12 protein-coding genes, 4 pseudogenes and 1 riboswitch are annotated in these 13,947 nt (G+C 56.2%); of the genes and pseudogenes, 7 read left to right on the top strand and 9 right to left on the bottom strand.

Going from position 1 to position 13,947, the window contains the following annotated elements:
* Positions 1–72: 72 nt before the first annotated feature.
* Positions 73–259: riboswitch (cobalamin riboswitch) on the bottom strand.
* A pseudogene (locus QA644_RS35310) lies at positions 223–648 on the top strand (5-methyltetrahydropteroyltriglutamate--homocysteine S-methyltransferase); the annotation flags it as partial. Its footprint overlaps the riboswitch before it by 37 nt.
* Here QA644_RS35310 and QA644_RS34560 read toward each other — a convergent pair.
* A pseudogene (locus tag QA644_RS34560) lies at positions 649–975 on the bottom strand (hypothetical protein); the annotation flags it as partial.
* Between the two features lie 189 nt (positions 976–1,164).
* On the opposite strand from QA644_RS34560, the pseudogene QA644_RS34555 reads away from it, so the two are divergent.
* Both QA644_RS34555 and QA644_RS34550 read left to right on the top strand, forming a co-directional pair.
* Positions 1,165–1,269, top strand: a pseudogene (locus tag QA644_RS34555) (IS110 family transposase); the annotation flags it as partial.
* A gap of 297 nt (positions 1,270–1,566) precedes the next feature.
* Positions 1,567–1,818: a WGR domain-containing protein gene (locus QA644_RS34550; RefSeq protein ID WP_074070721.1), complete on the top strand. Its 252-nt coding sequence runs from the start codon at positions 1,567–1,569 to the stop codon at positions 1,816–1,818.
* Positions 1,819–2,206: 388 nt separating this feature from the next.
* Here QA644_RS34550 and QA644_RS34545 read toward each other — a convergent pair whose 3' ends face one another.
* From QA644_RS34545 to QA644_RS34535, 3 genes are all read right to left on the bottom strand, one after another.
* Positions 2,207–2,494, bottom strand: a complete 288-nt coding sequence (locus tag QA644_RS34545; protein ID WP_283074137.1) for a hypothetical protein — start codon at positions 2,492–2,494, stop codon at positions 2,207–2,209.
* Positions 2,495–2,602: 108 nt separating this feature from the next.
* The gene (locus QA644_RS34540) at positions 2,603–2,923 is read right to left on the bottom strand and encodes a hypothetical protein (RefSeq protein ID WP_283074136.1); all 321 of its coding nucleotides are present in this window, start codon (positions 2,921–2,923) and stop codon (positions 2,603–2,605) included.
* A 306-nt stretch (positions 2,924–3,229) separates the two neighbouring features.
* Positions 3,230–4,453 carry an ROK family transcriptional regulator gene (locus tag QA644_RS34535; RefSeq protein WP_283074135.1) on the bottom strand — a complete coding sequence of 408 codons (1,224 nt, stop codon included), beginning with the start codon at positions 4,451–4,453 and terminating at the stop codon, positions 3,230–3,232.
* Between the two features lie 556 nt (positions 4,454–5,009).
* On the opposite strand from QA644_RS34535, the gene QA644_RS34530 reads away from it, so the two are divergent.
* From QA644_RS34530 to QA644_RS34515, 4 genes are all read left to right on the top strand, one after another.
* A complete protein-coding gene (locus tag QA644_RS34530) occupies positions 5,010–6,236 on the top strand; it encodes a DegT/DnrJ/EryC1/StrS family aminotransferase (protein WP_283074369.1) in 1,227 nt (408 codons plus the stop codon).
* An 85-nt stretch (positions 6,237–6,321) separates the two neighbouring features.
* Entirely contained in the window at positions 6,322–6,990 is a 669-nt protein-coding gene (locus tag QA644_RS34525) for an HAD-IA family hydrolase (RefSeq protein WP_040114161.1), read from the top strand.
* Positions 6,991–7,200: 210 nt separating this feature from the next.
* The gene (locus QA644_RS34520) at positions 7,201–7,704 is read left to right on the top strand and encodes a GNAT family N-acetyltransferase (protein WP_283074134.1); all 504 of its coding nucleotides are present in this window, start codon (positions 7,201–7,203) and stop codon (positions 7,702–7,704) included.
* Positions 7,705–7,984: 280 nt separating this feature from the next.
* On the top strand, positions 7,985–8,704 hold the full coding sequence (locus tag QA644_RS34515; RefSeq protein WP_074070718.1) for a GntR family transcriptional regulator: 720 nt from the start codon (positions 7,985–7,987) through the stop codon (positions 8,702–8,704).
* A 724-nt stretch (positions 8,705–9,428) separates the two neighbouring features.
* Here QA644_RS34515 and QA644_RS34510 read toward each other — a convergent pair.
* The 5 genes and pseudogenes from QA644_RS34510 to QA644_RS34490 form a co-directional block, all read right to left on the bottom strand.
* Positions 9,429–9,632 (bottom strand): annotated as a pseudogene (locus tag QA644_RS34510) (methyl-accepting chemotaxis protein); the annotation flags it as partial.
* Between the two features lie 181 nt (positions 9,633–9,813).
* Positions 9,814–10,980 (bottom strand): sn-glycerol-3-phosphate ABC transporter ATP-binding protein UgpC, encoded by a 1,167-nt coding sequence (ugpC, locus tag QA644_RS34505; RefSeq protein WP_283074133.1) that lies wholly within the window; start codon positions 10,978–10,980, stop codon positions 9,814–9,816.
* A 78-nt stretch (positions 10,981–11,058) separates the two neighbouring features.
* Positions 11,059–12,084: a Gfo/Idh/MocA family oxidoreductase gene (locus QA644_RS34500; RefSeq protein ID WP_283074132.1), complete on the bottom strand. Its 1,026-nt coding sequence runs from the start codon at positions 12,082–12,084 to the stop codon at positions 11,059–11,061.
* A 31-nt stretch (positions 12,085–12,115) separates the two neighbouring features.
* Positions 12,116–12,946: a carbohydrate ABC transporter permease gene (locus QA644_RS34495; RefSeq protein ID WP_283074131.1), complete on the bottom strand. Its 831-nt coding sequence runs from the start codon at positions 12,944–12,946 to the stop codon at positions 12,116–12,118.
* Position 12,947: 1 nt separating this feature from the next.
* Positions 12,948–13,877, bottom strand: coding sequence for a sugar ABC transporter permease (locus QA644_RS34490; RefSeq protein ID WP_183927306.1), 930 nt, complete (start codon positions 13,875–13,877; stop codon positions 12,948–12,950).
* Positions 13,878–13,947: the final 70 nt, after the last annotated feature.

The raw sequence follows: 13,947 nt of genomic DNA, 5'->3' as shown, positions 1-13,947 counted from the left end.
CATGATTACATAAAGCTATCTTTATGCAGTCTTGACGCGCGGTAGCCTGTCGTGAGTGTCTGGGTGCCGTGGATCTCCGTACAGCACTGCCGCTCGTCTCCTGGCTCGCGGGTCATCGCTTCGCCCGTCTTCCCAAGGCTGTTCGCGTCAGTGACATGAGTGGGTTGGCGCGGCGCTGACAGTTGCGGGGGCATGCCGGCATCGCCCCGGGCTCCCTCTTAGCTCCCGCGCGGCGAGCAAGGTCAGACAGGAGATTGCGGGCACTCTGGTCATAGCATGCGGCTGGTCCTGCCCTAACCGCGATGGAATGGCCAAAATGGTTTGACACCAACTATCACTACATTGTGCCGGAACTTGACGATGATCTGACCTTCACCCTCTCGTCGACGAAACCGATTGATCACTTCCCCGAGGCTAAGGCCATCGGCATTCACATACCCCTGGTCATCCTGGGACCGATCGCTTTTTTAAGCTGGCTAACTCCCCTGCCGAAAAGTTCAAGCCCATCGCGCTGCTGCCACGGCTTTCGTCCGTCTACGAGCAACTCCTGCGGAGGTTGAAATTCTCGTCGCCGATTGGGTGCAGGTCGATGAGCCGGCGCTTGTGCTCGATCTAAACCCGAACGAACGAGCTGCGTTTGAATTCGCACGCCTTGAGACGAAGCTGGGCGTTTACGCCGGTTCCCATCGTTTCCGACGAGCTGATCAGGAAGCGGATCTTGCCGGCGCGAACGTCAGCGAACAAACGCTAGTTTGCCTCGGAGTTCTTGTAGGCCTGCATGAACGCGACCTCCGATGCCGAAACGCCAATGCGCACGAGCTCGCCGCGGATCCAGCGGTAGGCGGAAAACGTCTGCACTTCTCGACATTGATCGTGCCGAAATCGGAAAAGATCATTTGCGCCGCCCCAGGGAGATCGAATTAGCTTGCCGTCCGGTCGAACAAACGTGCTTTGCGACGTCTCCTGCCAGATGCGCTAGTCGTTGACCCTTGGAACCTCTCGCCTCGTAGGCTGAACAGGCAGCCGTAAGTGATGCGCCATACATCCTCGACGACCTAGCGGCCGCGCTGCGGCGCATGGGGAGATGGGGTATTCGGCCCGCGCCCAGCAAGCGGCTATGCTGCACGCTGCAACGCTCACCAACCCATCTCAGGAGATATGCACATGCAGTATTTTGCCGGCCTCGATATTTCCGTGAAAGAGACATCCGTTTGCATTGTGGATGCGGAGGGCAGGATCGTTCGGGAGACAAAGGTGCCCAGTCATCCACGGCGCCGCCAGGCGCCGTGACCGTTCCCGGCGACCAGCCGGCCATGCAGCCGTTCCTTTTCGCCGCCGCCGGACGATCGCGTTGACGATGCGGCTGGCGCGAGATGGGGCGTCACCCGAATGGGCGGAGACCGCTTGCGGTCTCCGTGAGCGATAGCGCATAGCGCCGTCCGCCGCAGGAGGCTCGCCCGAGGACTACATCCGTCCACTAACGCATCACCGTCATGAATCAATCGCGGCCGACCGATTCAAATGTCTCGTTGGACGCGGAATCGGCAATCGGCGATTCTCTGCTCCATGATCGCGCAGCCCTATCAGCTTTATGTCGAACGCACGGACGCCACGAAGAATATGGCCCGCTACTATGCCATGTCGATCGAGCCGACGCTGTTCGGGGAAGCGTGCCTGATCCGTCGATGGGGACGCATCGGTGCTGGCGGTCAGAGGCTGGTGCATCATTTCAAACGCGAGGAGGAGGCCGTTGGGCTCTTCCTCCAGCTCTTGCGACAGAAACGATCGCGCGGCTATCGTCCGAGATCCAGTATCTGACGCGACAATTCCAACTGATCGAGCGTCAAGGTCTAGCCAAGATTGATCCGTTCAATGGACAATCGCCTTGCCGGTTCAGGGCTGGCGACGAGTTATTGGCGTTTCTCGACAAACTTTGGTCCCTGCCGGAGCTGTTGACATCGCGGTGAGGGCCACGATGTCCATGCCGAGCCCACCAATCATCGAGGAACTTTCACTTGGCAGGAAAGCGCCATTTGCGGTGATTGGCGCCGTCCCGAGTGGCCGCCCGGGACAGAAAGGCACTCACGGTCAATCCGATGCACAGTGCTTGAAGTAGCGCCTCGACCATCGCATTGCCCTCGACGCTGAACGCCACCGAATTGGACAGATCGACCGGATCGGAGATCAGGCAGATCGTTCGACACGGTCAGCTTGCGATCTTTTGTTGCTCGTTGAAGTGGTGACGGATCTGCGGAAACCGACTTTCACCGAGAGCCATGAGGGCTTTCCGGACTTCGGTTGTCAAGCCGAAGGTGACTTTCGAATTAATCGGCCGGTCGACATAGCGGTACTTGACGTCAACCACCAGGATTGGATCGAAATCGCAATCCGGCCGGATTTCCGCACCTTCAAATCCGTCCGATGCCAGGCGGTCGCGGAGAACCTTGTCGACCGTCTGCTCTACCTTGCGCGAAATGTCCTGTTCCTGGGTCATGCTGCCAATATAATCGACGACGTCGATCTCGCCACTGGGAAGGCAAATGAAAAACCGGCCGCTACGGCTTATCGACAGTATGAGAAGAACCCCTCATGACTAGGCGGCCTAGTCGCCGCCGGCCCGCCAGACCGGGATGCCGAGCCGGCGCGTCTTGTCGGCGAGATTGCCGGTGATACCGCTGCCGGGGAAAGCGATCAGCCCGGCCGGCATGACCGAGAGCATTTCGTCGTTGCGCCGGAAGGGGGCGGCCTTGGCGTGTTTCGTCCAATTCGGCTTGAAGCTGATCTGCGTGACCTTACGGGCTTCAGCCCAGAGGCGGCGATGCGCTCGGCACTCTTGGGCGAACCTCCGTGCAGCAGGACCATGTCGGGATGCTTGGCATGGGTCGAGTTTGGCCCAGATGCGCTCACGGTCGTTATAGTCCATGCCGCCGGCAAATCCGCATCGCCCGCATGTCTGTCTGCTGATCCCGCCACGGTGCTGCGCATGACCTTCTCGAACATCGCGTAATCGTCGCTTAGCCGGCTGCCGGAAGGTTGGGCTGCGAGGACGCCGATGAATGTTTGCTGTCTCTACCGAACTGCCTTAGCCGCCGACGCCCGCCTAAGAGCGCTTCTTAGTATGACTTTACGCAACGATACATCCTCAGAGATTTTCCAGCGCAAGATTTGTCAGCTTCTGCGAGATCAGGCTTTGTACCCTTCTTCACATCAAGGTCTTCGGAATCTCTGGTCAGATTATGAAATTTAGCAATTCACAAAGAACGAGGCCTGCGGCACCGCGCAGGCCAGCTACGTCTTCACTATCGCCAAGAGCGAGGGTGATCTCCTCATCCGCGAGATTGAATGTCAGTTCTTGAAAGCTCGCTTCAATAAGATCTAACATCGATTTTCCTCCACGCACGACATCACCATGCAGAATAATGCAGTTGGGTGCCGTCAGCTGCTGAAGGTTCGCCAATCCAACAGAAATATTGAATGCGTACTCTTGAAGTAGTTTTTTTGCCCCTTTGATGCCATTCTCGGCTAGCGACACTAAGCGGCCCGCATTCAACGAGCCAGGTCGCGGCAACCTCCTGGCTTGTGCTTCGTTTCTCAACCATCTCAATGTGGCGATCGTTTCCCAACATCCTCGTCGTCCGCATTGGCACATCTGGCCATTAAGTTGCACGATGGTATGACCAATTTTTCCGGCTTCACCCGCTGTCCCCCTATAAAGATGTCCATCAACGTATAGGGCCGCATCCAACGACTCACCGATATAGACGACAGCAAAATTTCTCTGTCCACGTCCTTGCCCAAACCAACGATCGCCAACAAGCAAAGCTCTGGTATCTTGGTCGATGCAGGCCGGAACCCCGAACCTTTTCGTTAACTCTGCGCCTATCGGAAATCCATCAAGGTATGGCGCAAGGCTCATAGACACGATAGAATCTGTTTCCGTGTTAATCGGTCCTGCGACCGCCACCCCGATGCCTAAAACCGGTACGTGGGCGGAAGCGATAGTCTCTTCAACACAAGCACTGACGATCCGAAATGCATCGGAAGCATCTGTTCGGCCTTTAGCCAAACCGGCGTGATGTTGGGCATAGATCTCGCCCTCCAGAGAGACCAAGCATGTACGGACACGATCGTGCATCAGGAGGACTGCGCATATTGGCTTGGCCTCCTTCGAGAACCACAACTTGGTAGCCGGTTTTCCGCCGGCCCGGTCAGCAGGAACCACTTCGCCTTCGACAAGAATACCTTGATCGATCAATGGTTGGACAATGCCGCCGATAGTTGCTCGACTTGCTCCGGTGACGCGCGCTAGATCCACCCTGCTAGATGGGCCAATGTCGTATAAGGCCTGGAGCAAGCGTCCCCGATTTGCCGGCCCTAGTGTCCCCGCTGAGATTAGAGTATGAGCCGGCTTAAATCGTTTGGAGCCGTTTTTATTGTTGGCGAGCGATCCCATGAAACAGAGCTTTCTGGTTCCACTAGGACTATCCGCATTTTCTCCAAATGATCGTTTTCCTAATCTTTTTATCATGGACTCCATTAGATCCAACCCTCTCTTCATCGAACGCGAATGCCTTCGCGCCGAATTCCTCATGACCATTGTCTGACGTTTCCCAGAGCCTTGGATTGTAATTTGGGCCTGTGTGGCTAGCCGGTTGAGAATCTCCTTTCCGTCCGATGATCTTGGTTGGTGTAGGCGACTATCAAAAAAGCCGAAGCTCTCCACCAGGCCAATCATCTCACATCGCAAGTAAGAAGTGTTATTTCCAGTATATATAACGCTTCTCATACATACATCTTTAGCAAAATCCAGATCAAAATCGGAACCTCTGTCATCCATAAAATATATTTAAAAATATATTTTTGCTATCTGTTGTTTTACCTCCGGAAAACATTAGACATATTTCGGAAATCGCCACAGCATCTATCGCGACTAGCGGTGGGAGAAGCAAATGAACGGACATACCAGCAATAATCTGGACGTTTACAATACCAGAGGGCCCTGGCAGGAAATGGATCTCGCCTTCCTCGGCGGGGAACCCGTCGTCCCTCCAGGACGGATCACGCCTTGGCCAGCTCCAAAGAAGGAGCATTTGGATGCTCTCCGCGAAGTTGTAGATAGTGGAAGGTATCATCGGGTTAACCACCCAATCGTGGCTGACTTGGAGCAAAATCTCGCAACATGGACCGGTAAGTGGAAAGTCCGCGCCGTCGGCAGTGGTACGGCGGCGATCCATATCGAACTCGATTATGTCAAAGACCGAGGCGAGAGTGTGGTTACCGCAGCGCTGAACTGGCCCGGCGCGGTTGGACCAATTGCAATCAGTGGCCTCCAGCCGGTCTTCGTTGATGTTGACCTGAACTTGGCCGGCATCGATCAAGAGGCGGCAGCCGACAGGTTCGGACCAGGCGTCGGAGCAACTCTCATCACCCACCTCTTTGGGAATAATATTCTTGTTCCTCATGCAAGGTCTGCCGCGCGTGCTCAAGGGGTTGCAGTCATCGATGACGTTTGCCAATCGATCGGCGCCATTAAAGCGATCGTAGATGGGGCATACATTGATACCGACGCGCTCGCTTTGTCCGGCAACGGCGCAAAGCACCTTGGAGCCGGCGAACTAGGGTTTGTGATTACGGAGGACCCAAATCTGATTAAACATGTGGACCGCGTTTCGCTGACAAGCTCATCTCGCAATGGAGAACGAACTTTTTCCCCCTACTCAGAAGGATATAACTACCGCCCCAACGTCTTCTCTTCATCTATCGCAAAAATGCGAGTCATTGATCTGGAAACACAACTTCAGATTCGAAGAAATAACGGAAAACTTCTATGGGAGATGATCCGAGATCTGTCAGGTATTTTTCCTCTCTTCGACCCATTTGACTGCAATCAGTCCATGCTCAACTTCCCGCTTCGAATCGAACCGGAAGCACTCGGTTTCAGGCCAGGTCCGGCCGCAAGGGATACCGTGGTGAAACTGCTACAGGCCGAAGGTGTGCCCGTTTTGGTTTGGCTTACGAAGCCCGTCTTCGAATATCTGCCGACCATTGCCAACGATTGGAGGGCCAGCGACTTTCCCAATACGGTAAAACTCTTGGATACGATGTTTTACGTATCGGAGATCGCGCCACCCAATGAAGCCGAGGTAATGGCACTTTACGCGGAGGCGTTTCACAGGGTTTGGAAGGCTCTTTCCAAGTTCGGCCCAAAGATTTCCGATATCGCAACAACCATTTAAAGAAGACAGGGATGGGAAAATTTAGCCTACATTTTCCGGCTTGCTGTTCTTGCAGCGTTGATTGTGTCGACAATGGTGTAATCCTATGGCCACTTACAAAACTCCAAAGCTCCTAATTTTCGATTGTGATGGAGTTCTAGTCGACAGTGAAATCATTGCTACCGCTGTGCATGTCGAAGCTCTGGCCGGATACGGATATAATATTTCCGCCGATACTTATAATAGTCGCTTCATAGGCATGACCGATCAGCAAAGTTACTCAATCATCGAAGCCGAGTCTGGCTTACGTTTGCCGAAGGGTCATCATGAATGTGTGATGGCAGAGATTGGCAGACGGTATGCCAGCGATCTCAAAGCCATTTCGGGCGTTAATCAAGCTTTGGACGCCATCAATGTGGAGAGATGCGTGGCATCGAGCAGCGATCTGGAAAAGCTGCATTTTGCACTTAAACTAACAGACCTGTACGATCATTTTTCGCCTTGGGTTTTCAGTGCTTCCCAAGTCGCATGTGGCAAGCCCGCCCCAGATCTTTTTCTGTTTGCATCTCAGAGAATGAATACATCGGCTGAGGCCTGCCTAGTCATCGAAGATAGCGTTGCTGGAGTTCAGGCGGCAGTGGCGGCTCGAATGCGGGTCATTGGTTTCGTCGGGGGTTCTCATTGTCCTCCCGGACATGCTGAGAAATTGATGGAAGCAGGTGCGATGAGAACATTCAGCCATATGACAGCGTTACCAAAGATCCTAGCAGATTGATTGTCGGGCCGCTGGACGCCGTGGAAGCTAATCCGAATATGCCACGAACCAAGCGCCGAAGCGGCTGATGCACTAGTGACTTTGCGCGTGAGGACTCATATGCTTATTAGTTGCTGCGAATCCCATTTGGCGAGAGAATCATCGCGCTTTAAGGTCCCGATGGGCCTCGATCTAAAAGCGTCTGGCACGCCGGTAAAATAGGGAGAAACGATGGCCGCGAAGCAAATACATACTCGATCTCCGATAGTGATCGAGTATCTGGAGAGTTGTCGGGATTGGATCCCCGTTTGCACAAGCTGGTCGTTTGGACAATGGGGTTGCCAAGCCAATGGATCATTCGAGCAGACGAAGCATGAATTCGAAGCCTCAACAAAAAGTTCTCTGCCGCTGACATTGGTTGCCGTCGAAGATGGCAGACCTGCGGGAATGATCAGCCTGAACGAGAGCGATTTTAAAGGAAGACCCGACCTTTCCCCATGGCTCAAGTCGCTATACGTCCATCCATTCCACCGCAATAAAGGAATAGCTTCGTTGCTGATCAAGAGGTTGGAGCACGAAGCTGTGCGCCTCGGCTATGAAAGGCTTTACCTTACAACAGAGGACGCAAAGGGCCTCTACATGAAGAATGACTGGCTGGACATTGACCGAGTGCGGACGCCTTATGGCGACGCGGCTTTAATGACAAAGATTTTGCTGGGCGCCCGGACTGGCTAAATCAAGCAACTTTATCTGAGTTGAATTGGCTTTCGAGTGCTCAACTTGCCTCCGAGACTCAGGTGACGTGCCCACGTTGAAGGTATCGGAGGCTGCAACAGATGTGCTTCAGCGCGTCAAAAAACCGCAGACTTTAACCTCAGCCCGACTGTCGTCTATATTAGACCTCAAAAATCATCGCCCATACGAAATCCCTAAGCTGGGCAATTAGTTGTGTAGTGTTTTGAACTTGCCGCGCGCTACGCGGTCTTCAAAGCACATCGACAGAGGAAATTAAAAAATGTGGCTCTGTGAGAATTCGCTCCAATGTCGTGGGATAGCCGTTCCAGCTTTCGCAGGTGAACCGATGCCGGCAAAGGCTGACACTGCCTACAATGCTGTTCTTCAATTGCTCTACAGCTATGCCCGCGTGCCGGCGCAACATCTCAGTGACCAGGAGCTTGCCTCCAAACTTAACCTTGGTCGGACCCCGGTACGCGAAGCGCTTATCCGACTTGCCGCGGAGGGCAAGATTCTCTCCATCCCTCAAAGAGGCTATTTCACCAGGCCCCTCGTGGAAGGGGCGCTATTGGACTTATATGTTGTCGCACGTCAAACCCTCAGCTCCGCACTAAGGCGTGTGCCGCCGCATATCCCGGACAGTGGCCGGCGTGCGCGTGATAACCCGCCCCGCGACCAGCTCGCAGTCTATGCGGAAACCATCTTTGCCAATATCGCCCAGCTGTCGGCAAATTGCGAGGTTTGCAGAATTATCGACAAATTCTGTTTTTGCTCTCATCCTATCCGGATGGAGATAACTAAGACGGAGCTTAGTCCTTCTTACGAAAAGAGCCTCGCAAGACTGATGGGTGCGATCCCCCAGCTAGGCAAGGCAACAAGTGTGGTGGAGTCCGCATTAATGAGCCACCTTGACGTGGAACAGAGCGCTCTCGCGCGCGTCGTACACGAGGCAAACGAACGACGGTCAACAAGTCTTGCTTGGCTGGTGAGAAGTTTGTAAATACGCGGTCCTGATCGTAGCGAGTAGCTCAGCCATTCGGCTTTTGCCTTCACAGAAGCGGACGGGCGGATTCCCGCTCTGGGCTCTTCCCGAGAAGCATCCCAAGGCATATCCGGGTCTCCACCAAAACTACCCGCAGGACAGACGGCCAGCCTCATGCCGAAGGAGCTCGATGATGGCGCGTGAACGATACATTGTGACAAGACGAACTCCTCATCCGCGCCCTGCCCCATATCGCCAGCAATGAGGCATACGCGTAAAGGCCAGGAGCCAAAAGCGTGTAACGTTACCAATGTGTTAGCGGGGCACTATCAGGCGATCAGACCTAAGGAGATTCGCCTTCTTGAGCGCATCCTCCATCGAGGTCGCACCGAGGGAGACAACCGCTCGGTCCAAACATAGACGAATTTCGGCTTCGCCCTTGCCTTCAAGCAAGGCAATTTCGGCGACACTCCTGCCCACCGATATCCACCAGAGGCACGATCTTTCAAAGGGCGAGAGTTTCCACGTCATAAACACCCGGTAAAAATTTGGTCTGTGATATCGTGATCGGAACCAATTCTCAGCTTGAATTGCGAAATCGAAATTCGACGTGCCCCGAATGGCCGGCGCACAGGACAGCGAAGGCACCGGTCGTGGCGTCGCGCTTGCAGCGTTCCCAAGTTTCCCTGCCAACGCTCAGCAGCGTTGTTCGATGGCTTGCATGGGAGAAAACGCCTTACATCACCCTACCAGAACTGCGTGCCGACTCATTCGCCTCCATTGCTACCTGGCGCGCCTCCTCGGTACGTCTGGAGGAACTGGAGATCTTCCGCGTGATCTGATCGAGAGCAGCGGCAGTTTCTCGCAGAGAAGCAGCCTGTTGTTCCGTGCGCTTCGATAGATCCTGGGCACGTTGGCGTATTTCCGATGCGCTATTGTCAATCGCTGCTCCACTCCTACCCTTAGGGTGCCATTAGTCTCGAAATTTGATCCCGATGTGCCGACATCCCGCCGTTCGAAAAAATGGCTGCCGCCGAGCTTTGCTCGACGACAGCCAAAGCGCCTTGGGAGGCAGACAAACAAAGCCGGGACAGTTTCAGACGACATTTTTGCATGGAGCACCTGGATCAGTCGCGAATTGCGGTTCCTGTCAGAGGATCGAACCAGTGCAGCTTTTGCAAGTCGACGTTCATCGGAAGTCGCTGGTTGGGAGCGGGCGTCGCTGCTGGCGGGATACGCGCCACCAACCGGTTCTTGCCCTTGTGTTTGAACTCGTCCGGTTCCTCGGCGTCGCTGACGGTGACGGCGGGGGAGGCAATGTCGAAGAAGACATAGGTGTCGGCGCCGAGCGCCTCGGCCACCGGAATCTGCTCGTTGAACAGCGCCTCCTGCTCGGAACACACCTGAAACATTTCCGGGCGTATGCCGGCGATGACCTGGCGCCCGGCATAGGCTGACAGCGCAGCGCTGGCGCGAACCGAAAAGGTGATGCCGGTTCCCACGATCGTGGCGCGCAGCGACTGCGCTTCGACCCGAAGCTCGACCCCGACGAAATTCATTGCCGGCGAACCGATAAAGCCGGCGACGAAAATATTCGCCGGCCGGTCGTAAAGCCGTTGCGGCGTGTCGATCTGCTGCAGGTTGCTTTCCTCGTTATTGCCGACGGGCTTGAGCACAGCAACCCGATCCCCCATCGTCATCGCCTCGACCTGATCGTGGGTCACGTAGAGCGTCGTGACGCCAAGGCGCTGGTTTAGAAGCTTGAGCTCGGCACGCATCTGGACCCGTAGCTTGGCGTCGAGGTTGGAGAGAGGCTCGTCCATCAGGAAAGCCATGGGATGCCGGACGATCGCCCGCCCCATCGCAACGCGCTGGCGCTGGCCGCCTGACAATGCGCCTGGCTTGCGGTGCAGGTATTTCGACAGGTCGAGCATATCGGCCGCATCGCGGACAAGCTTCTCGATCTTGTCCTTCGGCATTTTGCGCTGCTGCAGGCCGAAGGCCATGTTTTCGTAGACCGTCATATGCGGATAGAGCGCGTAGTTCTGGAACACCATCGCGATGTCGCGGTCCTGCGGTTCGGTGTTGGTGACATCCTGATCGTCCATGAGAAGCCGGCCGCTGTTGAGCAGCTCAAGCCCAGCCGCCATCCTCAACAAGGTGGATTTACCGCAGCCCGACGGTCCGACCAGCACGACGAACTCGCCGTCTGCAACCGTGAAGCTCACATTGGCGACGGCAACGGTCCCGTCCGGATAGGTTTTTCCAATCCCGTCAAAGGTCATGGACGCCATAATAGATCTACTCCCAGTATCAAGTGGCGAGGCAATTCATCCCATGGAATGAAATGCCTCGCAGGCTTGGTCACGACATCAGCCGATGTTCACAGGTTTGCCGCTGGCGACCGACTCCTCGATCGCGGCCAGAACCTTGGTGTTGGCGAGGCCATCGTTTGCGTCCGCAAGCAACGGGACGTCGCGCACCACACTGTCGACGAAGCGCGCGATCGACTCCTGCACGAAACCTCCGATCCGGGTCGCCCCCGTGGGCGTTACGCCGATGTAATCGTTGTATCTCAGGCCGCCCTCCATAATGCGGCGGAGACCGCCGTTATGGGTTGGATCGGCCTGAACCTGACCCTTCTCGCCAACGAACTCGATCTTGAAATCGACAAGAGACGGATTGTCGCGCGAGAGGATCCAGCTGTTCTCCATGGTCACGACCGTGCCCTTGGAGAATTCCAGGATCGATGCGTGGAAATCCTTGGTATCGACGCCGCCGGCTGACAACGTGCCGGAGCGGGCAACGGCGTAGACGCGGGTAACCTCGTCTGCGAGGATGAAGCGCAGGACGTCGACCAGGTGGCTGCCCAGGAACCAGAGTGCAGAGGATTTCGCGGCCCAGCTCAGCATCTGGAACGGAACGAATGTCGTGTTCGACAGCCGTGCCGTGCCGTGTTTGGCAAGACCGATCTGGCCATCCTGGATCATGCCGCGGACCTGGGCGAGAATCGGGTTCACCCGGTTGTGGAAGTCGATCATCAGCTTGCCGCTGGACTTCGCGGCAGCCTCGGCGATCTCCTCGGCTTCTATGACGGTCGTTGCCAGCGGCTTTTCGCTGAGAACGTGCTTGCCGGCCTTGAGGGCGGCAAGAATGATCGGCGTGTGCGTGAAATCAGGCGTCGCCACGGACACTGCGTCGATGCGATCGCTGGCGATCACCTTCTGGTAATCGGTGAATGCTTCCGCCGCACCGAAGCTCTCCTTCATCTTGAGCGCCCTGCCCTCATCGAGGTCGCAGACGCCGACAAGTTCGGTCTCCGGCAGGACGTTGAACGTGTGGGCGTGGTTGTTGCCCCAAAGGCCGGCGCCGATGACGCCGATGCGAAGTTTGCTCATTTTCTATGACTCCATTCAAACAGTAGAAAGATCAGCCCTTCACCGAACCGAAGGTGAGGCCCCGGACGACGTATCGATCGAAAACCAGGAAGATGATCATCGGCGGGATCATGGCGAGCACCGCCGCGGCGGCGATGTAATTCCACGTCACGCCGCTGGTGGCGAAGTATCCAAGCGTTCCGATCGGAAGGGTGGCGGTCGAGCGCGAGCTCAGGACCAGCGGAAAGGCAGCATTGTTCCAGGCAAAAACGAAGGCGAACATCGAAGTGACGATGATGCCGGGGCGAACGATCGGGAGCGTGATGCGCCACATGATCGTGTACCAGCGGGCGCCGTCGACCCGGGCGGCCTCCTCCAGCTCTGCCGGCACCTCGTCGATGAAGCTTTTCATCAGCCAGACCGAAAACGGGATCGTCAGTGTCTGCAGAACCAGCACCATCGAAAAGTAGGAGCCCTGCAGGCCGATCCGCGTGATCAACACGAAATACGGGATCAGGAATGCAATCGGCGGCGCCATCAGCAGACCGAGATACCAGAGCATGATGTTCTTCTTGCCGCGCATCTTAAAACGCGAGAGCGCGTAAGCCGCAGGAACGGAGAACGGCAGATTAAGCAGCACGGCGCCAATCGCGACGATCAGGGAGTTCACCAGTTGCGGCGCGTTGGTGCCGGGATCGACGAGGATATGGCGGACGGCATCGAGCGTCGGCTCGAAGGTCAGTTGCGGCGGCATTGCAAAAGCCGTGTCTGCCGGACGGATCGCGAGCGCCAGGAACCACAGGATCGGGCCGATGAAGATCGCCAGGAAAAGCAGGCCGGCAGCATAGGTAAGAGCGGTATAGAACGTCGTGCGGTTTGACATATCACCACTCCTCATTGCGGAAGGCGAAGAACACGTAGAGGGCGACAATGACGTTGACGATCAGCACTGTGATCCAGGTCATCGCGCTGACGAGCCCGACATTGAAGTTGACGAGGCCCTGCTCGTAGAGCGAATAGCCGAGCGTACGCGTGGTGGTGCCCGGCCCACCGCGTGTCAGCACCAGCACGGTGTCGAAGGTGTTGAAGATCTGCATGAAGCGCAGCATGACGATGATGATCGCCGTGCGCCGGATGAGCGGCAGCTTGATGCGCATGAGGATCGTCCAGGCCGATGCGCGATCCAGCCGTGCGGCCTCGATGATCTCGTCGGGAACAGCGAGCAAGCTTGCATAAAGGACGATGGCGAAGAATGGCGTCCACTGCCAGATATCGACGAACAGGATGGCGGCCAGCGCCGTCGAGGGCGAGCCAAGAATACCTTCTGCTGGAACCGGCAGCCAAAGAGACTGCAGCACCCAGGTCAAAAGACCGCCGCCGGGATCGTAGAGATAGCGGAACAAGAAGCCGACAACGATCGGCGCGATGGTAGTCGGCAGGATCAGAAGTGCGCGCACGACATTCATGCCGGGCAGCGTCTTGAGCAGGACCAGCGCGATCGCCAGGCCGAGGCCAAACTCGATCGCAGTGCCCAGGACCGAGAGGATCAGCGTGTTGGTGAGTGCCGCGCGAAAATCGAAGGCATTGATGGCCTGGACGTAGTTGTCAAGGCCGACGAAGGCCATCGGCTCCGGCCCGACCTGCAGGTTCCAGAAATAGAAACTCGATTTGAGGGCAAAGAGCAGCGGGTAGGCGATCAGGGCAAGCAGCATGATCACCGAAGGCGCAATTAGCAGGTAGGGCAGGTTCCGGCGGACAAAGCCCCGTCGGACAGGCGCAAGCGCCTGCGGCGAGCGAATGATTGTAGAATGCATGATCGAGATCCAGTTCTTCTTCACCCGTTTTGCCGGCGCGAGCGTTGCCGCGCCGGCCCGAGGAGAATTT

Origin of the sequence: Rhizobium sp. CC1099, from assembly GCF_029714385.1 — a bacterium.
GTDB lineage: Bacteria > Pseudomonadota > Alphaproteobacteria > Rhizobiales > Rhizobiaceae > Rhizobium.
The sequence above is the reverse complement of the archived record's forward strand: the minus strand, read 5'-3'. Positions and strand labels throughout refer to the sequence as shown.

Bases quoted from the DNA above. Each gene is read 5' to 3' on its own strand.
- QA644_RS34550 (WP_074070721.1), top strand. From the start codon at position 1,567: ATGATCGCGCAGCCCTATCAGCTTTATGTCGAACGCACGGACGCCACG.
- QA644_RS34545 (WP_283074137.1), bottom strand. From the start codon at position 2,494: ATGACCCAGGAACAGGACATTTCGCGCAAGGTAGAGCAGACGGTCGAC.
- QA644_RS34540 (WP_283074136.1), bottom strand. From the start codon at position 2,923: ATGGACTATAACGACCGTGAGCGCATCTGGGCCAAACTCGACCCATGC.
- QA644_RS34535 (WP_283074135.1), bottom strand. From the start codon at position 4,453: ATGGGATCGCTCGCCAACAATAAAAACGGCTCCAAACGATTTAAGCCG.
- QA644_RS34530 (WP_283074369.1), top strand. From the start codon at position 5,010: ATGGATCTCGCCTTCCTCGGCGGGGAACCCGTCGTCCCTCCAGGACGG.
- QA644_RS34525 (WP_040114161.1), top strand. From the start codon at position 6,322: ATGGCCACTTACAAAACTCCAAAGCTCCTAATTTTCGATTGTGATGGA.
- QA644_RS34520 (WP_283074134.1), top strand. From the start codon at position 7,201: ATGGCCGCGAAGCAAATACATACTCGATCTCCGATAGTGATCGAGTAT.
- QA644_RS34515 (WP_074070718.1), top strand. From the start codon at position 7,985: ATGTGGCTCTGTGAGAATTCGCTCCAATGTCGTGGGATAGCCGTTCCA.
- ugpC (WP_283074133.1), bottom strand. From the start codon at position 10,980: ATGGCGTCCATGACCTTTGACGGGATTGGAAAAACCTATCCGGACGGG.
- QA644_RS34500 (WP_283074132.1), bottom strand. From the start codon at position 12,084: ATGAGCAAACTTCGCATCGGCGTCATCGGCGCCGGCCTTTGGGGCAAC.
- QA644_RS34495 (WP_283074131.1), bottom strand. From the start codon at position 12,946: ATGTCAAACCGCACGACGTTCTATACCGCTCTTACCTATGCTGCCGGC.
- QA644_RS34490 (WP_183927306.1), bottom strand. From the start codon at position 13,877: ATGCATTCTACAATCATTCGCTCGCCGCAGGCGCTTGCGCCTGTCCGA.